A 23241-nucleotide genomic window follows, 5' to 3' on the forward strand; every position below is an offset into this window, starting at 1 on the left:
GGTCGCGAACGTGCCGGACCTTGCAGGGCCCGGCCGTGATCACCGGACGAGGACGTCGATCTCGCCGGACTCGCGCGCGTCGGGCACGGCACCGAGCACCCCGACGAGGCGGCCGGTCGGCACCTCGGTGTCGAGGAGCACGGCCGACAGCACGCCCGGGCCGTCCGCCGCGTCCGGGGCGCCGTCCTCCCCGCCGGCGTCGGAGCCCGCGTCGTCGCGCGCCCCGTCCGCCTGCTCGGTGGCCACCCGAACGACGGTCGCTCCTTCGGGAGCATCGGCGAGCACCGTGCTCCCCGGCGTCACCTCGATCTCCTCGGCCGCGCCGGGTCGGGCGAGATCGCTCACCGTGACGACCGTCGGCGCCTCGCCGGGGTTGGTCACCGCGATCCGCGAGCGCACCCCGAGCGCCCCGCCGGGCAGGACGTGGACGGCGGACGACGCGGGCTCGGCGGCCGCCGTCCACGCGAGGTCGACGGCGAGGTCGCCGCTCCCCTCGGGGCTCGCGCCCTCCTGGGTCGTGACGGCGGAGGCCGCCACCGCGCCGTCGGTCCGCACGCGCACGCCGTGCACGCCCTCGGCCACGCCGGTCAGCGGGACGTCGAGCACGACGCCCGGGTCGAGGACGACGTCCTGCGCCCCGCCCAGGGGCGTCCAGCCGTCCTCCGTCGTCAGGTCGAGCGACGCCGTGACGACCTCGTCGGCCGGGTTGACGAGGCGGACGGCCGCGGTGCCCCCGGGCGCCACCTCGACGACGGGGACGTGCACCTCGCCGGCGGGTCCGGTGCCGGCGGTGACGACGTCGAGCCCGGCGGACGCGAGCCCCTGCGTGCGCAGGTCCTCGAGCGACGCGGCGAGCCGTCCGCCCCTGCCGTCGACCCGCAGGGCGATCGCCGGGCTCTCGACCGAGGCCTCGACGGGCAGCTGGACGGTGGAGCGGGGCGGGACGACCACGTCGCTGAGCGCGGGGGCGTCGACGATCCCGACCGCGGTGTGCACCGTGACGTCGGCCGTCACGGGCACGGGCCCGGCGTTGGTGAGGCTGAGCAGCGCGGTCGACCCGAGCTCGGTGGACCCGCCGACGAGCCACGCCGACGCCGCCGGCGCCTGGCAGGTCGCGGCGGCGATGCCGCGCAGGTCGCCGGCGTCGGTCCGCACGACGACGGCACCGCCGCCGCTGCCCGGCGCGGTCGCCCCCGCCTCGTCGACCGGCGCGACCGTGAGGACGCCGGGGTCGGCGGTCGCCGTCGCCAGGCTCCGGATCGCGGACTCCCCCGCGGCCACGGTGTCGAGCCCGACGCTCTCGCCGGCACCGGAGCCCTCCGCCCACTCCGCCTCGGCGACCGGGGCGTCTCCGACGGCCCACGTGTGCAGCTGGGTGGTCGAGCGGACGGTGCGGTCGCCCTCGTCCTGGTCCGGGTCCGCCGGGCCCGTGTCCTCGGTGGTGGGGACGGGGACGGGCGCACACACGTGGGTCGACCCCGTGGCGGGCAGCGCGATCCCGGAGGCCTCGGCCGGGCGGAGCTCGGGCGCCGGGAGTGCCTGCCCGGCCCACAGGGCTCCCCCGGTCAGGGCGAGCACCGCCACGGCCCCGACGGCCGCCCCGGCCGCGCGTGCTGCTGTCCTACCGGTCACCACTCCTCCTCCCGGCGCACGCGCAGCGGCAGGGCGAGGAGCACGACGACGCCCAGCACCACCGCCTGCGCGGCGCCCATCCACACCGACCACGGCTCGCGGTGGACCACCGACAGCTCGCCACCCTCGCCCGCCGGCACGGCGAACGCCTGCCGGCCCTCGACCTCGACCACCTCGAGCGGCGCGCCGTCGAGCGTGGCCTCCCAGCCCCGGTGGGGCGTCTCGGCCAGCAGCAGCACGCGGTCCGCGTCCGTCGACTCGACCACGGTGTCCACCTCGACCGCCTCGGCGTCGACGTCGGTCACGACCACCGCGTCGTCCGCAGCATCACCACCAGCGTCGTCGCCGTCCGCGCCGTCGCCCTCCGCCCGGCCGCCGTCCGGCAGGTCGGCGGCGTCGACGAGCCGCACGCGCGCGATCGAGCTGGCGCTGCCCTCGACCTCCGGGTCGCGCGAGAGCCGCAGCACGGTGCCGGACCCGTCGTCGGTCACGCCCTCGAGCCCGGGGACGGTGGCGAGCCGGGCGACGAGCGCCTCACGGTCGGCGTCGGTCGCCCCGGGCATCGGCTCCGGGTCGACGACGACGACGCCGACGGCGTGGTGCGAGAGCTCCTCGACGGCGCCCGGCTGCCCGCCGTCCGCCAGCAGGGCCACGACGTGTGCAAGGTCGTCGGACGCGCGCTCGTCGGCCGTGCCGAGCCTGATCGTCACGGCGGCGTCGGCCTCGCGCCGGCCGTCACCGCGCCACAGCTCGGCGGCGACCTCGTCCGCGCCGGCCTGGAGGTGGAGGACCCGTGAGCGCAGGCCGGACGCCTGCTGCTCGACCGACAGCGCCGGCACCGCGCCGCCCGCCCGGGGGGCGAGGTGGTTCCACGTGCCCGCGGACGCGACCCACGTGCCCGCGGAGGCGAGCGGCACGAGCACGAGCACGATCGCGCCGACGGCGGCAAGGCCCTGACGCAGCCCGAGCTCCTGACCGCCGAGGGCCTCGGGGATGCCGTCGGCCGCGGCGACGACCGCGAGCAGGAGGCCCAGCAGGGCGAGGGTGGCCCCCGGGCCGGCCCACCCGGCGATCTCGGCGCCGTCGATCCCCGTGCCGCCCGGCACGCGGGTGGCGGCGACCGCAGTGGCGACCCCGAGCGCCGTGACGACCCAGCCGGCGCGGACCGCACGCGCCCGGCCGAGCCGGAGGAGCGCGAGGAGAGCGAGGACGAGCAGCAGGACGCCCGGCACGAGGAGGAGCAGGTCGCGCCAGGGCAGGTCGAGCACCTGGGTCGGGTCGGCGGGTGCACCCGAGGGCAGGTCCTGCGGGAGCCCGAGCAGGGCGAGCCACGCGGGCCCGGGGGCCGACGCGAGCCCGTGGCCCGGGTCCGCGACGGCGATCGCGAGGGGGCCGCGCTCGAGCGCCGTGACGATCGTCGGCGCGAGCAGCGCCAGCGCGGGCACCGGGACGAGGAGCAGGAGGCCGCGGCGCCGCGGGACGAGCGGCGCGAGCACGAGCAGCCCGACGAGCGCGGCGGGCAGGAGGATCGGCGCGCCGGCGCTCGCGAGCGCCAGGGCGAGCCCGGCGCCGGCGGCACCCGTGATCGCGCCCGCCCGCGTCGTGCGGCGCGGCCGGACGACCGCACCGTTCCCGGGGTCGTTCGCCGCGGCACCGTCGTTCCCGGGACCGTCGTCCTCGAGCGGCTCGCCGTCGACGTCGACCCGACGCGCGTCGACCATCCCGGAGCGGATGACGTCCCGGCGCCGCACGCCGGCCACCCAGGCGATCCCGAGGCCGACGAGCGGGAGCGCGACGTGCGCGAGGACGGCCCCGAGCCGCCCCTCGCCGAGGGCCAGCCACAGCGTGGGGGCGACCGCCCAGGCGAGCGCGGCGGCGGCGCGCAGGAGGAGGGAGCGCGTGGCGGCGCCCGTGGCGGCCCACGCCGTGAGGGCCGCGGCCGGCACGGCGAGCAGGACCGCGAGCGTGGCCACCCAGCCCGGGGAGAGGCCGACGAGGCCGAGCACCCAGGCGGCCGCGGCGAACAGGGTGAGCATCGGGTCCGCCGGGCCGGGGGCGCCGACCCCGGAGTCCATCCAGGTCGAGCGTGCCGTGATCCACAGGTCCTCGGCCGACCGGCCGAGGTGGGCGAGCGCGCCGCCTACGGGCTGGCCGCCGCCGACGAGCGGGAGCACGAACGGCAGCGCGAGCGTGAGGGCGACGACGACGACCAGGCCGAGCGTCACCCGGCGGCGTCGGCCGAGCTCGGCCCGCTCGGCGAGCTCGAGCTCCGAGGGCGCCTCGGCGAGCCGGCGCGCCGTGGCGGTCTGCCGGCGGATGGCGGCGCGCGCGGCGCGGACCTCGCCCGGCGTCGCCTCGAGCTCGCGCAGCGCGGCCCGGGAGCCGCGGCCGGCGGATGCGATCCGCCGGCGCGCGGCGGGGACCTTCGGCAGGCGGGCGACGAGCCGGCCGACGGCGGAGAGCTCGGCGACGGCGAGCGGCGTGTCTTTGCCGAGCATCCGCCACAGGGCGCGCAGCGGCCCGAGCAGGACGTAGCCGAGCGCGAGCAGCGGCCAGGTGCCGCGCGCGGCGAGCAGGGCGTTGTAGAGCTGGGCGGTGCGCCGCGCGGAGAAGGAACGGGCGGGGCTGCCGCGGTGGGCGCCGCCGGTCCCGGGGTCGCTCGCCCCGTCGAAGCCGGGGTGGGCGTCGGCCGGGCCGCCGTCCCGCACGTCCCCGTCCACGGCGAGGGCGCCGCGGGCGGCGTCGTCGTCATCGTCGGCGTGGTCGACGACCCGGACGCCGCCGTGCCCCGAGTCGCGCAGCCCCAGGTAGGAGGCCCGCCGGTGGAGCACGTGGGCGGTGGGCTCGACGACGACCCGGTACCCCGCGGCACGCACGCGCCGGGAGAGTTCGAGGCCGTCCCCGAACGGGCCGAGCACCTCGTCCGTGCCGCCGAGCCGCTCCCACACCTGCGCGCCGACGAGCATGCCGGCGGTGCCGACCGCGAGCACGTCCTGGCGGTGGTCGTGCTGGCCCTGGTCGATCTCCTTCGGTTCGACGTCCGCCACGCGGCGCGCCCGGCGCGTGGCCCGCACGCCCACCTCGAGCAGCCGGCCGGGGTCGTCCCAGTCGACCTGCTTGGCGCCGACCACGGCGAGCGACCGGCCGGCCTCCGCGGCACGGAGCTGACGGTCGAGCGCCCGGGGTGCCGGCGCGGAGTCGTCGTGCAGCAGCCAGAGCCAGTCGGGGTGCGACGCGGCCCCGGCATCGAGCACACCGTCGGTCACCGCGCGCATCTCACCGGTGGTGACGGGCGACATCTCGCCCGTGGCCGCGCGGAAGCTCGAGCCCGCGGTCGTCGCACCGCCGGTTCCCGCGTCCGTCCGGCCGGAACGGCGTGCGGCCCGCTCGACCAGCTTCGCGTAGGCGTCCAGGCCCGCGGAGACGGCGCCGCCGAACGTGCTCGCGCCCTGCGCGGTGACGAGGCGGACGCGCGAGACGTCCTCGAGCCCGGACCGGTGGACGACCTCGACGATCGGCTCGCCGGTGCCGATGTCACGGCCCGGGGCGGCGACGTCGACGACGACGACGACCTCGGGGTGATGGGACTGCGCGGCGACGGCGGCGAGGGTGCGTTCGAGGTACGGCGTCACCCCGCAGGTGACGACCACGGCGAGCGTCGTCGCCCGCGCGGGTGCAGCGGTGGTGCGGTCGACCACCTGCTAGACGGCGAGACGCTTGACGCGGCGGCGCTCGCGCTCCGAGAGGCCGCCCCAGATGCCGAACCGCTCGTCGTTCTCCAGCGCGTACTCCAGGCACTCCGAGCGCACGTCGCACGACGAGCACACCCGCTTGGCCTCCCGGGTCGAGCCACCCTTCTCGGGGAAGAACGCCTCGGGGTCCGTCTGCGCGCACAGGGCGCGGTCCTGCCAGGACAGGGGTCCCTCGTCACCGTTGTCGAGGTGCTCGAGCCCCGAGAGGTCGGTGTCCTCCCAGGACGTGGTCAAGGGTCCGTCACCCAGGATGTTCCACATGTCAGTCACTGCTCCAGTCGCCGCCGTTGGCGTGAATTACACCCGTGTCATCCGCACCCCGTCAAGGGGAGGGACCAGCATCACGGCGCGTCGCCCGGCGTGTCGCCCTGGGACGTAGCCTGGTCCGGTGCACGATGCCCTGCTGATCATGGACCATCTCGCGACCCTCGGAGCCGCGCCCGCCGTCACCGCCTACGCGCCCGACGGGCGGCTCGAGGTCTCGGGCCGCGTCGCCCGCCAGTGGGCGAGCAAGATCGGCGGTCTCCTGCGCGACGAGCTGGACGCCGAGCCCGGCGACCTGCTGGCCGTCGACCTCCCCCCGTCCTGGCGGGCGCCGCTGTGGACGCTCGGGGCCCTGGTCGTCGGAGTCACGCCCCACCTGTCCGGCGCCCCGGCCGCCGACCACGGTGCGGGACCGGCGGGCTCAACGGGTGCCGCGGGCTCCACGGGTGCCGGGCCGTCCGCCACGGCCCCTGCGACGGCCCCGCTGGCCACCGTCACGCACGAGCCCGCCGCCGCGGGCGCGGTCGCCGGCACCGTGCTCGCGCTGGCCGAGCCCTCGATGTCGATGCGCTGGGCCGGCGACCTCCCGGCCGGGGCTCTCGACGCCTCCGCCGAGACGCTCGCCCAGCCCGACGAGCTCATCCTCCCGCCGACCCCCGCCGAGGGGGACCCGACCGCTGAGGCGGGTGCCGCCGTCGGGCGGGGTCTCGACCGTGGTGCGCGCGTGGCGCTCGTGCCGACCTCGACGGCCCACGGGGTCGCGTGGGTGCTCGGCACCTGGCTCGCGGGCGGCTCGGCCGTGCTCCTCGCCCCGGGGACCTCGCCCGAGGAGGCGGCGCGACTCGCCGAGGTGGAGCGCGCGACGCTGCAGGCGGCAGACTAGGGCGATGCGCGGAATCATCCTGGCCGGCGGCGCCGGCACCCGGTTGCACCCCATCACCATCGGCGTGAGCAAGCAGATGGTGCCGGTCTACGACAAGCCGATGATCTACTACCCGCTCACCACGCTCATGCTGGCGGGCATCCAGGACATCCTCGTCATCACGACGCCCCACGACCAGGCCCAGTTCCAGCGCCTCCTCGGCGACGGCTCGCAGTTCGGCATCAGCCTCGACTACGTGGTCCAGTCGGAGCCGAACGGTCTCGCGCAGGCGTTCGTCCTCGGCGCCGACCACGTCGGCACGGACCACGCGGCGCTCGTGCTCGGGGACAACATCTTCTACGGCCCCGGCATGGGCACGCGGCTGCGCCGCAACACCGAGGTCGACGGCGGGGCCGTGTTCGCGTACCACGTGGCCGACCCGACCGCCTACGGCGTGGTCGAGTTCGACGCCGACCACCGCGCGATCTCCATCGAGGAGAAGCCCGCGCAGCCGCGCAGCTCGTTCGCCGTGCCCGGCCTGTACTTCTACGACAACGACGTGCTCGAGATCGCGAAGAACCTCGAGCCCTCCGCCCGCGGCGAGTACGAGATCACCGACGTCAACCGCGCCTACCTCGAGGCCGGTCGCCTGTCCGTCGAGGTCCTCCCCCGCGGCACCGCCTGGCTCGACACCGGCACCTTCGACTCGCTCGCCGACGCGACCGCGTTCGTCCGCACCGTCGAGGCCCGGCAGGGGCTCAAGGTCGGCTGCCCGGAGGAGGTCGCCTGGCGCATGGGCTTCCTCACCGACGACGAGCTGCGCGAGCGCGCCGAGCCGCTGCGCAAGTCCGGGTACGGGGAGTACCTGCTCGGGATCCTCGCCCGCGGTCGCTGAGCGGCTGACACGCCGACCATCTGCCCCGCCGGCGGGCGACGAGCCGACCGCCTGGCGACGAGCCGCCGGGCGACACGCCTGACGACTCTCTCGCCCGGTTGTCATCACTTTCTCATGACGCCGTGCTGGGATGACGTTCATCATGACGTCACCCGCAGGACACCTCGGGGGCGCGGCCTCCCCTGCGGTCGGCGCGCCCGGGAGTGGCGCGGGCTCGGGCGTCCCGTCCACGACGAACCCCGGAACCGAGCACGACGACGACACGCGTGCCGCATCGTCGCCGACCCCCGATGAGCCCGGACCCGGCACCCCGACCGCCGGCGCCACGGCTGCGCACCCGGCGCCCTCCGGCCTCGCCGTCGTCCCGTGGCGCCGCGTGGCCGTCGCGCTGTCGGTGGTCTCCCTGCTCGTCACCGTCGCCAGCTACATCCCCACCCGCTGGACCGGGGGCGGGCTGTTCTACGGCGGCGGCGAGTGGCACCACATCTTCGACGTCGCGCTCGAGAACTCGGTGGCCACCACCTGGTCGACGATGCTCATGACCGCCGGGGCCGTGCTGTGCGGCCTGTGCGCGTGGCTCGTCCGGCGCCAACGGTCCGGCGCCGCCTGGCCGTGGGTGCTCCTCGGGCTGGGGCTCGCCGCCTTCGCCGTCGACGAGGCGTCGAGCCTGCACGAGCGGCTGCCGCTGGTCGTCGACCGGCTCGGCATCGAGGCCTCGATCACCTACGCCTGGCTGATGATCGGCATCCCGCTGGCGATCGCGGTGGTGGTCGGCGTCGTCGTGTGCGCCATCCGGCTGCCACGGAGCGCGCGGTGGCTGATGATCGCGGGGATCCTCGTGTTCTTCGCCGGGGCGGTCGGTGTCGAGATGCTCACCGGCGAGCTGCGCACGTACGCCCCGGACGTCCACAACCGGTTCCTCTCCGAGCTCATCCACTCCGAGGAGCTGCTCGAGCTGCTCGGCATCGGGATCGCCGTGTGCGCGCCGCTGAGTGCGCTGCGCGTGACGCCCCGCCGCGCGGACCCGGGCGAGCTGCACCTCGTCGTCGCGACGCGCTGACCGCGGCGCCGACCAGCTCCCGCCGCTCCCGCCTCGGCTCAGGCCCCCGCGACCACCGACACGTCGAGCAGTCCCGGGAAGTCCTCGAACCAGTCCGCGGCGTCGGCGCTGCACCGCAGCCGCACCGTCGTGCCGTGGGGGTCGAGGTTCGCCGGGTGCCGCGGGTGCGCGCCGCACGGCGGCACCGGGAGGCCGTAGAGCTCGCCCTCGTCGAGGTAGTTCTGCACGTCCTCGAAGATCGTCGCCGCCGCGCAGCTCGCCGTCCCGTGACTCATGCCGACCAGCTCCCGGTCATAGCTGAACGGCTCGGTGAGGCGCGGTCCCGAGACCGCCACCCGAACCGTCGGGTGATCACCGGGCGCGGGCTCGCCGGGAACCACGGCCACCGTGACGCCGGCCGACCGGAACGCCCACGTCAGGCACGCCTCGACCAGGCCGATCACGGCCGGGTCGGCAGCGGTGCGCACGGTCACTGCTCAGGCCCGGGGCGCGACGGCTCAGGCCCCGAGGACCTCGGGCGCCGCGGCCCGCCAGCGCTCGTCCCACGCACCGATCGGCTCGACCCCGGCCGCCCGCAGCGAGTCGTGCCCGAGCACCGAGTACGCGGGGCGGGGGGCCTTCGCGGGGAACGCGTCCGCCGTCGTCTCCCCCACCATGGCCGGATCCTTGCCGAGCGTCTCGACGATGAGGCGCGTGAAGCCGTGCCAGCTCACCTGCCCCGAGCTCGTCGCGTGGTAGGTCCCCGGGGCGGCGTCGGCGGCGACGAGGCGCACGATCAGGTCAGCGACGTCGCGGGTCCAGGTCGGCTGGCCCACCTGGTCGGTGACGACGGACAGCGAGTCGCGCTCGCCGGCCAGGCGCGCCATCGTCCGGGGGAAGCACTTCCCCCCGGCGCCGTAGAGCCACGCGGTCCGCACGATGAGCGCGCGCGGGTCCTCGGCGCGCACGGCCCACTCACCGGCGGCCTTCGTCCGGCCGTACGCGGAGGCCGGGGCGATCGGCGCGGCGGCCGGGTACGGCTCGCTCGCGACGCCGTCGAACACGTAGTCGGTGGAGACGTGGACGGTGCGCGCACCGGCGGCCGCGGCGGCGCGGGCGAGGAGCTGCGGGCCGACGGCGTTGAGGCGGAAGGCCGCGGGCTCGGCGTCCTCGGCGTCGTCGACGGCGGTCCAGGCTGCGCAGTTGACGACCACGTCGACGTCCCGCACGGTCCGCGCGACGAGCGCGGGGTCCGTGATGTCGAGGTCGTCCCTGCCGAGCGCCGTCACGTCCTCGCCCGCCTCACGGAGCGCGGCGTCAAGATCCTGGCCGAGCATCCCGGCCGCCCCGGTGACCATCCAGCGCACGTCGTGCCTCCCTCGGCCCGCCCGGCCCCTCCGCGCGACGACCACGACCACAGTAGTGGCGCCCCGCGCGGCTAGGCTGGCCCGGCACGCGGCCCGGTCCCGCGCGGCCACGTACCGCGCACACCCGCGCCGCTGACGACCACACCCGCGCGACGGAAGGACCACGCCATGGAGATCCGCGAGCTGAAGGTCGGCGGCGCCTACGAGATCACCCCGAAGCAGTTCACCGACCCGCGGGGCGTGTTCTTCGAGGCCTACAAGTCGAGCGAGTTCGAGAAGGTCGTCGGGCACACGCTCTCCCTGGCCCAGACCAACAGCTCGGTCTCGGCCGCGGGCGTCCTGCGCGGCATCCACTTCGCGCAGCTGCCGCCCTCGCAGGCCAAGTACGTGTGGTGCCCGCGCGGCGCGCTGCTCGACGTCGTCGTCGACGTCCGGGTCGGCTCGCCCACCTACGGTCAGTGGGACTCGGTCCTCCTCGACGACGTCGACCGCCGCGCGATCTACGTCGGCGAGGGCATCGGCCACGCCTTCTGCTCGCTCGAGGACGGCTCGACCGCGGTCTACATGTGCTCGACCCAGTACGCGCCGGGCCGCGAGCACGGCATCCACCCGCTCGACCCGGCCATCGGCATCGAGTGGCCGAGCGTCGACCGCGCCGGCAACCCGATGGAGCTGCTGCTCTCGGACAAGGACTCCGCGGCGCCGAGCCTGGCCGAGGTCGCCGACCAGGGTCTGCTCCCCACGGCGCAGGAGGCCGCCGACTTCTACGCGAGCCTGAGGTGAGCGAGGGCCCGGCTCGGGAGAGCGCCGCACCGGCGCACGGGGCGGGAGGGCACGGCCCGACGGCGGTCGACACCGCGGTGTGCGCCGTCGTCGTCACGTACTCCCCCGACCTCGAGCGGCTCGACCCGCTCCTCACGGCGCTGGGCGCCCAGTGCGCGCGCGTCGTCGTCGTCGACAACGGGCCGGGCGGTTCGGGGCTCGAGGCGGCCTGCGAGCGCCACGGCGCCGAGCTCGTCGCGCTCGGCGAGAACACGGGCATCGCGAACGCGCAGAACGTCGGGATCGAGCGGGCGGTGGCGGACGGGGCCACCCACGTGCTGCTGAGCGACCAGGACTCGCTGCCCGCCCCGGACATGGTGGCCGAGCTGCTCGCCGGTCTGGACCGCGGCGAGGGGCAGGGACGAGGACCGGTCGGCGCCGTCGGGCCCGTCGCGGGTGACGTGCGCTCGGAGACCGAGGAGCTCGTCTACGTGTCGCGGCGCTGGGGCCCGCGGCGCGCACGGCCGGACGAGGTCGACGACGACGGACTGATCGACGCCGCCTTCCTCATCGCCTCGGGCTGCCTCGTACCGGCCGCGGTGCTCGAGCGCGTGGGGCCGATGAACGCGGACTGGTTCATCGACCACGTCGACCTCGAGTGGGGGCTGCGCGCGCGGCGGGCCGGGTACCGCCTGCTCGCCGTGACGACCGCGCGGCTCGACCATGCCCTCGGCGACAGCCTCGTCAAGCTGCCCGGGCGCGCCCAGGAGGTGCACGTCCACTCGGCGTTCCGCACGTACTTTCTCGCGCGCAACACCGTGCTGCTCCTGCGCTCGGGGCTGCTGCCGCCGGCGTGGGCGGTCGGCTACGCCGTGTGGCTGGGCAAGTACGTCGCCTTCAATTCACTTCTTGTTCCTGGCCGGATCGACCGCGCACGGAGGATGATGCGGGGTGTGGTCGACGGAGTGCTCGGCCGCACCGGTCCCGCTCGCTGAGGAGCCCAGATGTCCTTCCCCCGTCCGCGCCTCGCCACCCTGTGGCTCGCGCTCGCCACCGCCGGCGCCGCACTGGTCGCCCCGTCGGCCGCCGTCGCCTCCCCGCTCGGGCCAGTCGGGACCGACTCCCCCGACGACGACGGATCGCCCGGTGCCGCGGCGTCGTCGTCGGACGGTGTCTCGTCGTCGCCGGACGGCACCACGACACCCGACGGGATCGGCTCCCCGGACGGCATCGGCGCACCCGATGCGGGCGCCCTGCCCGAGGGGTCGACGGACGCCTCCTCCGAGGCCACCACCGATGACGGGACCACCGCCACCGAGGTGTACCCGCGCCCCGCCGACGGCACGTGGGAGATCGAGGGCCACGGCTGGGGCCACGGCATCGGCATGTCCCAGTGGGGCGCCCAGGGCGCGGCGCTGCAGGGCGTGAGCAGCACCGACATCCTCTCCTTCTACTACCCGGGCACCCGGCAGGCGGACATCGGCAACCCGGTCGTCCGCATCCGCCTCCTCGCCCTCGCGGGTCGGACGTCGGTCACCGCGTGGGCGCCGTCGGGCCAGACGCTGCGCGCCACCGCGGGCGGGACGAACCTCGGCGCCCCCGCGGGCGGCCGCCTGACGGTCACGCGCACGTCGACCGGGTTCCGGCTCGAGCACCGCACCACGCCGGGCGGGTCCGTCGGCTGGTCGACGACGACCACGGCCCCGGTCACGCTCGCCACGAACGACGGCGTCGTCGTCGGGGCCTCCCCCACCGGCGGCGGCACCTGGTACCGCGGCGAGGCCGCCGTCCAGCCCACCTCCGGCACGCTCGAGGTCGTCAACCACGTGCGGATGGAGGACTACCTGCGCTCGGTCGTCCCGCGCGAGGCGCCGGCGTCCTGGCACTACTCGGCCCTCGAGGCGCAGTCCGTGGCCGCCCGCACCTACGCCCGGCACGAGATGCGCACCGGCGGCATCTACGACCTGTGCGACACGACGAGCTGCCAGGTCTACGCGGGCCGCGGATCTGTGAGTGCGAGCGGCGCCCTCACCGGCCACGAGCACGCCCGCACGGACATCGCGATCGCCTCGACCAACGGACGCATCCTCGAGGGGCGGACGACCGCCGGGGGCGCGTGGGGCCCGGCGTTCACGCAGTTCTCGTCGTCCAACGGCGGCTACTCGGTGGCCGGCTCGCGCCCCTACCTCATGGCCCGCGCGGACCCGTGGTCCGGGACCGCCCCCGGCGACCCGGTGACGAGCTGGTCGACCACCCTGCGTGCCACCGACGTCGACGCCCGGTGCGCCGCCGGCGGGACCGTGCGAAGCCTCGTCGTCACCGCGCGCGACGGCCGGGGCGACCTCGGCGGGCGCATCACCGGCCTGCGGCTCGACTGCACGACCGGCCCGGTCGACGTCACCACCGAGTTCACCCGTCGCCTCGGCATGCGCTCGAGCTGGTGGCGGCCGGTGCCCGAGGAGTACCCCTCGGTGTTCTTCCTCAACGACGCCTGGACCGCGTGGGCGAACCACGAGGTGCGCCTCGGCGCCGCCACCTCCTCGCCCCTGGCCGGCGACTGGGACGGCGACGGCACGGACACGGTCGGCGTGCGCGACGGCAACCGCCTCACGCTCGCCCGCGACCACAGCGGCGCGACGACGACCACCCTCGACTACGGCCGCGCCGGCGACGTGCTGCTGACCGGCGACTGGGACGGCGACGCGGGCGACAGCTTCGCGGTCCGCCGCGGGAACACCTACCTCCTGCGCGACGCCCTGACGTCGGGGGTCGCCGACACGGTGCTCGACTACGGCCGGGCGGCCGACGAGGTGTTCGTCGGGGACTGGGACGGCGACGGCGTCGACACGCTCGCGGTACGCCGCGGGAACCGGTTCTTCGTGTCGAACTCACTCGTCTCCGGCTGGGCCGATGCCGAGCTCGACTACGGCCGGGCCGGGGACACGGTCCTCGTGGGCGACTGGGACGGCGACGGCGTCGACACCTTCGCCGTGCGGCGCGGCAACACCTACCTCGTGCGCAACGAGCTGACCTCGGGCGACGCGGACATCGAGCTCGCCTTCGGACGCGCGAGCGACTCGGTCGTCGTGGGCGACTGGGACGGCGACGGCGAGGACACCCTGGGCGTGCACCGCGTCGAGGCCTGGTAGCAGGCCCACGAGCTCACCGCCGAGATCTCAGCGCTCGGGCTGCCCGTCCCCGTCCGCAGGCACGGACCCAGTCCCGTCCGCGGGCACCGGGCCCGCCTCGTCCACAGGCACCGGCCCGGCCTCGTCGACCGCCACCTCGGCGGCACCCTGCGGCGCGTGCCGCCGGACGAGCACGCCGGTGCCCAGGCCCAGCGCGAGGTCGACCACGGTGAGCAGCACCCGCGACATGAGGATGGTGACGAGCACGCCGCCCCCGCTGAGCAGACCGGCGAGCATGATGCCGAGGATGCTCTCGCGCACACCCACGCCGGCGGGCACGATGACGACGAGGAACCCGACCACCCACGCCAGCGCGTAGCCGCTGACCGCACGCGCGAACGTCCCGAGCGTGGGGTCCAGACCGACGGCGGTGGCGATGAGCCACACCTGCAGGCCGGCCAGCAGCCAGCCGACGATCGCCCACGAGGATGCCCTCAGCACGCCCCGCGCGGAGAGCGGGTGCTCGAGCGGTGGGCGCCGGATGAGCTTCAGCGCCACGCCGAGGATGCGGTTGAGCACGGGCGGCAGGAGCACGACGACGAACACCGGCAGGAACCAGACGACCCACCCGACCTCGGAGCGCACGGCCGGGTCGAACGCCACCGCACCGGCGGCGAGCGCGAGGCCGGTGACGATGGAGACGAGCAGCGAGACGACCATGCCGGAGACCGACCGGCGCCGCGGGATGTCGATGTCCTTGCCCATCTCGGCGGCCGCCACGATGTTCCACACGCCTCCCGGCAGGTACTTGCCCACCTGGGACACGAAGAACAGCCGCGCCGCCGGGGCGAGCCCGAGCCGGGACCCGAGGTCGATGAGCACCTCGCGCCACGAGAGCATCGTCGCGACGACGTAGAGGACCGAGACGAGCAGGCCGACGACGACGATCCACCACGGCATCTGGCTGAGCGAGTCGACGACGATGTCCCACTGGTTGGCCACCGCCAGGACTGCCGCGCCGATCGCCGCGACGAGGAACAGGCCGCGCACCCACGGCGACCGCAGGGCTCCGAGGATCTTCTTCACGAGGTCAGCTCGCGCCACAGGGGCTCGACGACGGCGGACGGCGTGAGGTCGCGGGCCCGTTCGCGCGCGCGGGCGCGGAGGTCGGCGACCCGCTCGGGGTCCGCGAGGAGGCGCTCGAGCGCGTCGGCGAGCGCGGCCGGGTCGCCCGGAGGGACCAGCAGCGCGGCGTCGCGGAGGAACCGGCGCTGCGGTGGGGTGTCGGAGGTGACGACGGCGCAGCCCGCGGCGAGCGACTGGTAGACCTTGTTCGGCACGACCTTGAGGCCCTTGTCGGTGTCGCCGAAGATGCCGAGACCGATGTCGTGGGCGGCCACGAGGTCCGGCAGCTCGTCGGGAGCGACCCAGTCGACCCACTCGATCCCGGGCACGCCGCCCAGGACAGCCCGCGCCTCGGCGTGGTCCTGCCCCGTGCCGACGAGCGTGACGCGCAGCGGGACCCCGCGCCGGTGGAGCTCGGCGAGCGCCCGGGCGATCGTCACGGTGCCCTGCAGCGGGGTGAACAGCCCGTAGAAGACCATGCGGGGCGTGGCCGAGGTGCTCGTGGCGCGCCGCTCCCCCGCCAGCCGCCAGACCTCGGTCGCACCGACGGGGACGACGACGGTCCGCTCCCGCACGGCCGGCGCCGCGAGCTCGGCGTGCTCCTCGGTGTCGACGACGACGACGTCCGCCGCGCCGGTCGCCATCCGGTCGAGCGCCGAGAGCGCGGCTCCGCGGACCCGGTCGTCGACGCCCCGGTCCCGCGCGGTGCTCGCGGCGAAGATGAGGTGGTCGAGGACGATCGTCGCGCGCGGGAACAGGGCCCGGGCGAGGAGGACGTCGAAGTGTCCGAGGTAGCCGACGACGACGACGTCGGGCGCCCGCTCGCCGCCGAACGCGAACGAGCCGTCGACGAGCCCGGCCCAGCGACTCGCCAGACGCGCGGCCAGCCGCGGGAGGAGCCACGGCCGCCGCAGCATGTCGACCCGGTCCGCCGTGGTCAGGCCGAGCGGGCGGTCGAGCTCGCGGACCGTGGCGCCGCGCGCGGCGAGGCCCGCGAGCAGAACCCCGGAACGCGGGTGGACGGACGTGTCGTAGGTGCCGAAGCCGAGAACCCTCACCGGCCCGGACGCCCCTGACGCAGCTCCTCGGGCGCGGCGACGTCGGCGTGGCCGTCGGTCGCGTACCCGTTCGTGCCGTTCGCCTCGGGCGCGCCGTAGCCGTCGGCCCCGGCCGACGCGTATCCGGCCGGCTCGTACCCGGCGTGGTCGTCGCCCCCGATGCCGCCGATGTCCCGCGGCACCCCGTTGCTGTCGACCCCGGACGCGGCCCCGTTCGGGGCGACGGCGTAGTCATGGGAGCCGGGCACCACGGCGGCCGGGGTTCTCAGGTGGGGGACCTCGGGGACGGTCGCGCGTCCGGTCGTCGGCTCCGCGGCCCGCGGCGCGGTGCCGGCGGACGGGGCGTCGCCCGGTGCCGGTCCCACGCGGGCGGCGTCCCGACCCGGCTGCGCGTCCGCGCCGCGACCCCCGGCCGTGACGGACGGGTCGGGCCGGCCGTCGAGGACCACGGACGGTCCGTCCATCACGGCCGTCGAGGTCTCGCCGAGCCGGGCCGAGATCGCGTGGTCGGAGTACTGAAGGGACTTCACCCGCTCGAGGTTCTCCTCCATCAGCACGCGGTTGGTGCGCAGGAGGTCGGCGATGACGGACAGCGCGAGGCTCAGCAGGGCGCCGATGAGCGCCGCGGTACCGAAGATGAGGGACTGGACGTGCCCGCCGGCCTCGCCCATGAGGAACAGGACGAGGAACCGCACGAACGGCACAAGCCCGGCGACGAGCAGGATCGTGCCGACGGTGCCGAGGATCGCGTGCGGCTTGAACATGAGGTACGAGCGGATGATCGCCGTACCGGACTTGAACATGTGCTGCCAGATGTTCTTGAACAGCCGGGACTCGCGGGTCTTCGGGTTCGTCGCGATCGGCACCGACGCGATCCGCAGGCGCTTGTTGCCCGCCTGGATGATCGTCTCCATGCAGTAGGAGAACTGGGTGACGACGTTGAGCCGGATGAGCGACTCCTTGGAGTACGCCCGGAACCCGGACGCCGCGTCGGGCAGCTTCGTGCCGGCGGCGAGGTTGACGACGTCGGAGCCGACCTTCTGCATCGCCTTCTTGAACGGCGAGAAGTGGGCGATCGTCGCCGTCTGGCGGTCGCCGATGACGATGTCGGCCTCGTTGTGGACGATCGGCTGGACGAGCTCGCCGATGACCTCCTGGGGGTACTGGTTGTCGCCGTCGGTGTTGACGACGATGTCCGCGCCGTGGGCCAGGGCGTAGTCGACGCCGTCGCGGAACGAGCGGGCGAGCCCCTGGTTGCGCGAGTGCCGCACGAAGTGGGTGACGCCGAGGTTCTTCGCGACCTCGACGGTGCGGTCCGTCGACCCGTCGTCGACGACGAGGATGTGGACCTCGTCGATCCCCGGGATCTCCCGCGGGATCGTGGCCAGGACGAGCGGGAGGGTCTCCTCCTCGTTCAGGCACGGGATCTGCACGAACAGCTTCATGGGGTACCTCGGGTGTCGGTCGCGGCGCACCCGCGGCTGCCCCGCGAGGCAGCGGTCGGGCTGGCCCGGAACCTGGCCAGGGTACCGTAGGGGCCGCGCGAGGCCTGGGACGTCCCCTCGGCGTGAAGGGGAGATCACTGGTGGCAGACGGCGTGGACGACGGGGGTGCTCGAGCACCGGCCCCCGACCTGCCGTCGGAGCAGCCGGGCACCCGGTGGGCGCGCCTGCGGCCCGAGCTCCCCTGGGCCGGCGGAGTCGGCGTCCTCGCCCTGCTCATGAGCGTGACGGCGATCCTGTTCGGCACCTCGCTGTCCGCGCTCGACGAGCAGACGCACCTCGACTACGCCTACCAGGTGGCGCACGGAAACCTGCCGGCCGACGGCGACCGGCTCTCCGACTACGTCCTCGACCAGTGGTCGTGCCGCGGGCAGTCCAACCTGCCCGACCTGCCCTCGTGCGAGGACGCCCTGGCCGACGAGGTCGAGCCCACCGCCTACCCGGCGCTGGGGCAGAACTACAACTCCTTCCACCCGCCCACGTACTACGTGACGCCGGCGGCCACCGGGCTGGTGGCCGAGGCGGTCGGCCTGGAGTTCTCCACCGGCGCCCGGTTCGCCAACGCGCTGTGGCTCACGGCCGGCGTCGTCGCGGTGTACGCCGCCCTGCGCACGTGGCGCCTGCCGAGGCCGACGGCGGCCTCGGGCGCGGCGCTGCTGCTGGCCTTCGAGCCCGTCATCGTCTCCGGCTGGCAGGTGACGAACGACGGCCCGGCCATGCTCGTCGGAGCCGGCGCCCTGTGGGTGCTCGGCCGGTGGGCGCTGCACGGCCGCATCGGCTGGCTGTGGCCCACGCTCGTCGCCCTGCTGGCCGCGGGCACCAAGGTGATGAGCGCCGTCGCGATCCTCGCCGTCGTCGGCCTGATCGCCACCATGGCGGTCGCGGACGTGCGGCGGCGCGACTGGCGCACGCTCGGGCACCGGGCGGCCACCGTGCTCGCGCCGGTCGCCGTCGTCGCCGCCTGCATGGTCGGCTGGTCCCGGTTCCAGGCCGGGCGAGGGGCCGAGGGCTGGGACAACCCGCTGTACGGGATCAGCACGCGCCCGGTCGAGGGCAGCCCGTGGGACGAGACCGTGCCCACCCTGTTCGACGCGTTCGGGCTCGTGAAGTCCTCGCAGTTCCCCGGCGAGCTCACCGGCTGGCAGCTCGACACGGTGACGGCGGCCTGGTGGGTCCTCATGGCGGCCGCGCCGTTCATGGTCCTCGTCGCGTTCGGCGCCGGCCGCGCGGAGCGCCTCCTCGGCCTGGCGGCGATCGCGGGGACGATCGGGGCGGGCATCATCGTCCAGGGCCAGGAGGTCCTCAGCTCCGACCACGCCTTCCGACTGATCTCGGGCCGGTACGCGATCACCCTGCTGCCGATCACGGTGGCGGCGCTCGTCGCCTCCCTGCACCACCGCCGTCTCGGCACGTTCCTCCAAGTCGGCGTCGCCGTCAGCGTCGCCGTCATGTGGCTGTCCCTCTCAGGAGTTCTATGACATCCGCCCCGCGCCGCCGTCGGGACGTCTTCCGGGTCGCGGTCCTCGCCGTCACCCTTCTCGTGGCCGGGATCGGCGCGCTCTGGGCGACGATCACGCCCGGGTTCCGCGCGCCCGACGAGCCCCAGCACGTCAACACGGTCCTGCGCCTCGCCGACGGCGGCGGCTGGCCGGCGCCGGGCGAGCAGACGTTCCTCCAGGGCATGCACGTGGCCGCGGACGAGGCGGGCTGGGTCGACACCGGGCTGGAGCTCATCCGCCAGAACTCCCACCCGCACCCGGGCGCCGACGTCACCTCCGGCCAGCTGCCGTTCGTCCTGGCGGTGCCGGACCCGCCGGCGGTCGCGGACCGCACCGTCGTCCTCGACGTCGACCACCGCGTCACCCTGTTCGAGCAGGTCGACCAGATGACGCAGCACCCGCCGGGCTACTACGCGCTCGCCGCCGGGTACCTCACCGTCCTCGGCGCGGACGACTGGCGCTGGGACACCCAGCTCCTCGCCCTGCGCCTCCTCGACGTCGTGCTCGTGGCCGGGGTCGTCCCTCTCGTCGTCGTCGCGGCCCGGCGGCTCGGCGCCTCCCGCTCGGCCTCCCTCGTGGGCGCGTTCGCCCTCACCGCCCCCTCGCAGCTGCTGTTCGTCGGCTCGGCGGTGACGAACGACGCCCTGCTCAACCTGTGCGGCGCCGGCGTGCTCGCGCTCAGCGCGGTCGTGCTGACGAGCCGGTGGGACTGGCGGCACGTCGTCGGCCTCGGCGCGGTGCTCGGCGCGGGCCTCATGACCAAGGGCTTCATGCTCGGGTTCATCCCCATCGTGGCGCTCGCGTTCCTCCTCTCGCCCGCCTCCGACCGTCCGCTCGGTCGGCGCGCGCTCGGCGGGTTCTGGTCCCTCGGGGTCGCCTTCGCGATCGGCGGCTGGTGGTGGCTGAAGAACCTCGTCGTCCACGGCACGTTCCAGCCCGACGGCTACCCCGGGCGCGAGCCGCTCGAGGACACCTCGCACCTCGGCCTCAACATGTGGGACTTCGCGGTCGGCGCCGAGCGGTCGATCGTCACGAGCACGTGGGGCAACTACGGCTGGCTCGAGTCGCCGATGCCGAGCTGGTTCCAGCACGCGCTCACCTACCTCACGCTCGTGCTCGTCGTCGTCGGCGTGGTCCTCGCGGGCCGGCACCGGCGGCACCTGCTCGTGCTGCTCGCCGCGTGGGTCGGCGTGCTCGGCGTGGTGGTCTACGGCGCGATCGTCGAGTACTACTCCACGGGCCTGCTCGCCGGGCTGCAGGGCCGGTACCTGTACGTGGCGATCCTCGGCATCCTCGTGGCGCTCGCCGTGCTGCTCGAGCGGGTCACCGCACGTCTGGCGCCCGGGCCGATGGTCGCGGCGCGCGTCGGGGCCGCGGCGCTCTGCCTCGCGCTGGCCGGGTACGGGCTGTGGTTCGGGTTCGACGCGTTCTACGTCGAGTTCTACGAGACCTTCTCGACCGGCCTGAGCCGCTGGAACAACTGGAGCCACGTCGGCGTGCCGAAGCTGTTCGCCCTCGCCGCCGCCACCGTGGCGGCCGCCCTCGGTTCCCTCGCGCTGCTCGCGATCCAAACCCGGCGCGACGCCGAAGGTCGCGTCGCGGTCACCCCGGGAACGACGGGCACGACGACGAACGGCGCGCGCCCGTTGACGACCGCCGGCGCGACGACGACCGGCCGGGCGGCGACCGGCGAGGCGGCCCCGGCAGCCTCAGCGGCCGAGCCGGCCCCGGACCTTGCCGACCCCGCGGCGGACGAGCTCGACGGTGCCGGCGTCGCGCCGGACGCGGCGGGCGGCGCCGAGCAGGCGGACGGCCCGGCTCCCGGCGATCGCCGGCGGGACGCGTAGCCCCGAGCGCGGCAGCGCGTACGGCTCGACGTGGGCGCCGGCGGCGTCGAACGGCTCGTCGTCGGTCACCGGATTCCAGCCGGTCGAGACCCGCGGCCCCTCGCTGCGCACCCGCGCCGCGGCGTCGATCAGCAGCTCGCGGTAGGTCCGCCCCTGGACGTGCGGGGACCACGTGAGCAGCGCCTCCCGTCGCGCGCGGGCCCCGACGCGACGCCGCAGGGCCGGGTCGTGCACGAGCGCGTCGAGGGCGTCCGTCCATCCCTCGACGTCGGCCGGGAGGAACCCGGTGACGCCGTCCGTGACCGACTCCCGGAAGGGCTGCGTGGGCGAGGCGACGACCGGCGTCTCGACGAGGGCGGACTCGAGCCACTTGATGGCGGACTTGGCCTCGTTGAAGATCGAGCCCGGCGTGAGGGGGGCGAGGCTGATGTCGACGTCCCGCAGGAGGTCCGGCAGGTCGTACCAGGGGACGAACGGGAGGCGGCGCACGCGCTCCGCGTAGGGCTCGAGCGCCGGCGTGGACGTGAGGTGGCCGCCGAGCCACAGCTCCGTGGCCGGGTGGCGCCGCAGGACCTCGATGACGGCGGGCTCGACCATGGCCCAGTCGGCGTCGTGCGTGGTCGTGCCCGAGAAGTAGCCGATCCGGACCGGGCCCTCGGCCCGCTCGCGCCGCAGCGCCGCGTCGGAGCGGCGCGCGAGAAGGGTGCCGACCCCGTTGGGGAACCGGTAGGAGGGCATCCCGGTGACGGCGGTGGCGTGCTCGCACAGGGTCTGGGTCGAGCCGACGTAGGCGTCCGCGAGCTCCATCGACGTGCGGTAGCGGCGCACGCCCCGCCACCACAGCGCGAGCTCGTCGGCGGGCATCCCCTCGAGGCCGTCGACCTGCCCCTCGAGGGCGGGGTCGAAGATGAGGTCGTCGATGTCGAAGAGGACCGGCACGGCGCGCTCGCGAGCGCGGACGGACGCGACGAGCTCGACGATCTGGTCGGTCGCCGGCACGCGGTAGAGGACGAGGGCGTCGCACGACTGCGCCTCCTGCAGGAGGCGGGGGTCGCGGTAGTGGCGCACCCGGGCGGCCACGCCGTGCAGGCCGAGCGCCTCGGCGGCGAGCTGGGTGCGGTACCGCTGCGGCGCCCCCTGGATGCCGCTGACGAAGAGGACCTTGCGCATGAGGGCCCGCTCGGCCGCCCCCGCCCCGGTCAACGCCCCGGTCATCGCCCCCGCCTCCTCCCCCGCCGGCTGCCCGCTCATCGCCGCGTACCGCTCGATGAGCCCCGCGACCTGGTCGGACAGCGCGCGCACCGGGCTCGCGGCGCCCTGCCCGGTTCTCGCGCGCGCGGCGACGGGGTCGGCCACGAGGTCCCGCAGGCGCGCGAGCAGCGTGTCCGGGTCGCCGGCGGGGACGATCCACCCGTTGACGTCCTCCGCGACGGCCTCCTCGGGCCCGAGCGTGTCGGTCGCGAGGACCGCGAGCCCGGCGAGGAGCGCCTCCCGGGTGAGGATCGAGTGCGACTCGCGCATGATCGAGGGCAGGACGAGGACGTCCACCCCCGCGAGGACCTCGGCGCGCTCCTCCGGGGCGAACGGCTCCCGCAGGCGGACCTGCGGCGGGAGCGGGGAGTCGCCGTCGGCCCGGGTCCCGTACATGTCGAGCGTCCACGCCCGGTCCGGGTCCTCCGCGGCGAGCCTGCGCGCCACGTCGAGCAGGAGCGGCCCGCCCTTGACGGGGTCGTTGCCGCCGGCGAACACGAGGCGCAGCGGCCCGTCACCCGTGCGCGGCACCGGCGCCGGCCTCGTCGTCGGGCCCTCGTCCTCCCCCACGCCCGGCAGCCCGTTCTCGTCGACCTCGAGCAGCTCAGCGGGCACCCCGTTGGCGAGGAACGTCGCGGCGGCGGAGGCGGACGGGGCGAGCACGACGTCGGCGTGGGCGAGCTCGGTCGCCAGCGCCGCGAGTCGGGCGTCGGCGGCGTCGCGCCCGCGCTCGCACCGGCACACGCCGCAGCCGACCACGAGCGCGCACGGCCGCAGGTCCTGGTCCACGAGGAACTGGCGCGTGCACTGCCACCACCAGTCGTGGGCGGTGACGACCACCGCGGCGCCGGACTCCTTGGCCGCGCGCACGAGCGAACCGCCGAGGGTCTGCAGGGAGTGCAGGTGCACGACGTCGGGCCGCACGTCCTCGAGCCACCCGCGGAAGTCGGCCTCGACGGCGGGGTTGGCCCAGTTCTTCCTGTCCGACCACGAGGTGTAGGGGTGGGTTTCGATCCACCGCACCCGCACGGTGCCGTGCTCACCGGTGTCCGTGTCGTCCCAGGTGGACAGGGCGGGGCGCGCGTCGTCGAGGTGGCCGGCGTAGACGTGGGCCTCGTGCCCGGCGGCGGCGAGCGCCCGCGCGATGCGCCGCGGGACGAGCGTGCCGCCCGAGACGAAATTCGGCGGGTAGTGGGCCGAGACCTGGGCGACGCGCATGCCCCCGATCCTAGGCAGCGGGGCCGGTCGCACTAGTTTG

The 23241-nt window shown here is 75.4% G+C and carries 16 protein-coding genes and 1 pseudogene; 8 read left to right on the top strand and 9 right to left on the bottom strand.

All coding sequences use genetic code 11. The features are described 5' to 3' along the window. Positions 1-39: 39 nt before the first annotated feature. Genes ACPYO6_RS09345 through ACPYO6_RS09355 form a run of 3 tightly spaced genes read right to left on the bottom strand, consistent with a single transcriptional unit; the run spans position 40 to position 5645 of the window. Complete coding sequence (locus tag ACPYO6_RS09345; RefSeq protein ID WP_425714585.1) at positions 40-1632, bottom strand: DUF5719 family protein; 1593 nt, start codon at positions 1630-1632, stop codon at positions 40-42. Then, positions 1629-5330: a glycosyltransferase gene (locus tag ACPYO6_RS09350; protein ID WP_425714586.1), complete on the bottom strand. Its 3702-nt coding sequence runs from the start codon at positions 5328-5330 to the stop codon at positions 1629-1631. The genes ACPYO6_RS09345 and ACPYO6_RS09350 overlap by 4 nt, the downstream gene beginning before the upstream one ends. Positions 5331-5333: 3 nt before the next feature. Further along, positions 5334-5645, bottom strand: coding sequence for a WhiB family transcriptional regulator (locus tag ACPYO6_RS09355; RefSeq protein WP_425714587.1), 312 nt, complete (start codon positions 5643-5645; stop codon positions 5334-5336). Positions 5646-5772: 127 nt separating this feature from the next. Here ACPYO6_RS09355 and ACPYO6_RS09360 point away from each other — a divergent pair, with 127 nt between their 5' ends. The 3 genes from ACPYO6_RS09360 to ACPYO6_RS09370 all read left to right on the top strand — a co-directional run bounded on the left by ACPYO6_RS09360 (position 5773) and on the right by ACPYO6_RS09370 (position 8465). Next, complete coding sequence (locus ACPYO6_RS09360; protein ID WP_425714588.1) at positions 5773-6531, top strand: TIGR03089 family protein; 759 nt, start codon at positions 5773-5775, stop codon at positions 6529-6531. Between the two features lie 4 nt (positions 6532-6535). Continuing rightward, entirely contained in the window at positions 6536-7405 is an 870-nt protein-coding gene (rfbA, locus tag ACPYO6_RS09365) for a glucose-1-phosphate thymidylyltransferase RfbA (protein WP_425714589.1), read from the top strand. A 142-nt stretch (positions 7406-7547) separates the two neighbouring features. Further along, positions 7548-8465 carry a hypothetical protein gene (locus ACPYO6_RS09370; protein ID WP_425714590.1) on the top strand — a complete coding sequence of 306 codons (918 nt, stop codon included), beginning with the start codon at positions 7548-7550 and terminating at the stop codon, positions 8463-8465. 38 nt (positions 8466-8503) lie between these two features. Here the strand turns inward: ACPYO6_RS09370 and ACPYO6_RS09375 are convergent, their stop codons facing one another. Both ACPYO6_RS09375 and rfbD read right to left on the bottom strand, forming a co-directional pair. Further along, positions 8504-8932 carry a hypothetical protein gene (locus ACPYO6_RS09375; protein WP_425714591.1) on the bottom strand — a complete coding sequence of 143 codons (429 nt, stop codon included), beginning with the start codon at positions 8930-8932 and terminating at the stop codon, positions 8504-8506. 30 nt (positions 8933-8962) lie between these two features. After that, entirely contained in the window at positions 8963-9811 is an 849-nt protein-coding gene (gene rfbD / locus ACPYO6_RS09380; protein WP_425714592.1) for a dTDP-4-dehydrorhamnose reductase, read from the bottom strand. 168 nt (positions 9812-9979) lie between these two features. On the opposite strand from rfbD, the gene ACPYO6_RS09385 reads away from it, so the two are divergent. The 3 genes from ACPYO6_RS09385 to ACPYO6_RS09395 are packed head-to-tail and all read left to right on the top strand — an operon-like array spanning position 9980 to position 13722. Continuing rightward, complete coding sequence (locus tag ACPYO6_RS09385) at positions 9980-10594, top strand: dTDP-4-dehydrorhamnose 3,5-epimerase family protein (RefSeq protein WP_425714593.1); 615 nt, start codon at positions 9980-9982, stop codon at positions 10592-10594. After that, positions 10591-11568, top strand: a complete 978-nt coding sequence (locus tag ACPYO6_RS09390; RefSeq protein ID WP_425714594.1) for a glycosyltransferase family 2 protein — start codon at positions 10591-10593, stop codon at positions 11566-11568. Before ACPYO6_RS09385 ends, ACPYO6_RS09390 begins: the two co-directional genes overlap by 4 nt. Before the next feature lie 9 nt (positions 11569-11577). Further along, on the top strand, positions 11578-13722 hold the full coding sequence (locus ACPYO6_RS09395; RefSeq protein WP_425714595.1) for a SpoIID/LytB domain-containing protein: 2145 nt from the start codon (positions 11578-11580) through the stop codon (positions 13720-13722). 27 nt (positions 13723-13749) lie between these two features. Here ACPYO6_RS09395 and ACPYO6_RS09400 read toward each other — a convergent pair whose 3' ends face one another. From ACPYO6_RS09400 to ACPYO6_RS09410, 3 genes are read right to left on the bottom strand one after another with little or no spacing between them, the layout of a single operon-like run. After that, complete coding sequence (locus ACPYO6_RS09400) at positions 13750-14787, bottom strand: lysylphosphatidylglycerol synthase domain-containing protein (protein ID WP_425714596.1); 1038 nt, start codon at positions 14785-14787, stop codon at positions 13750-13752. After that, positions 14784-15884: a glycosyltransferase family 4 protein gene (locus tag ACPYO6_RS09405; RefSeq protein WP_425714597.1), complete on the bottom strand. Its 1101-nt coding sequence runs from the start codon at positions 15882-15884 to the stop codon at positions 14784-14786. The genes ACPYO6_RS09400 and ACPYO6_RS09405 overlap by 4 nt, the downstream gene beginning before the upstream one ends. Next, a complete protein-coding gene (locus ACPYO6_RS09410) occupies positions 15881-17329 on the bottom strand; it encodes a glycosyltransferase (RefSeq protein WP_425714598.1) in 1449 nt (482 codons plus the stop codon). The genes ACPYO6_RS09405 and ACPYO6_RS09410 overlap by 4 nt, the downstream gene beginning before the upstream one ends. Before the next feature lie 140 nt (positions 17330-17469). Here ACPYO6_RS09410 and ACPYO6_RS09415 point away from each other — a divergent pair, with 140 nt between their 5' ends. Both ACPYO6_RS09415 and ACPYO6_RS09420 read left to right on the top strand, forming a co-directional pair. Beyond that, positions 17470-18864, top strand: coding sequence for a hypothetical protein (locus ACPYO6_RS09415; RefSeq protein WP_425714599.1), 1395 nt, complete (start codon positions 17470-17472; stop codon positions 18862-18864). Next, positions 18861-20150, top strand: a pseudogene (locus ACPYO6_RS09420) (ArnT family glycosyltransferase); the annotation flags it as partial. The gene ACPYO6_RS09415 and the pseudogene ACPYO6_RS09420, both read left to right, overlap by 4 nt. A gap of 444 nt (positions 20151-20594) precedes the next feature. Here the strand turns inward: ACPYO6_RS09420 and ACPYO6_RS09425 are convergent. After that, complete coding sequence (locus ACPYO6_RS09425) at positions 20595-23201, bottom strand: glycosyltransferase (RefSeq protein ID WP_425714600.1); 2607 nt, start codon at positions 23199-23201, stop codon at positions 20595-20597. Between the last annotated feature and the right edge of the window lie 40 nt (positions 23202-23241).

Source organism: Georgenia sp. Z1344 (assembly GCF_049856295.1).
Lineage (GTDB): Bacteria > Actinomycetota > Actinomycetes > Actinomycetales > Actinomycetaceae > JB111.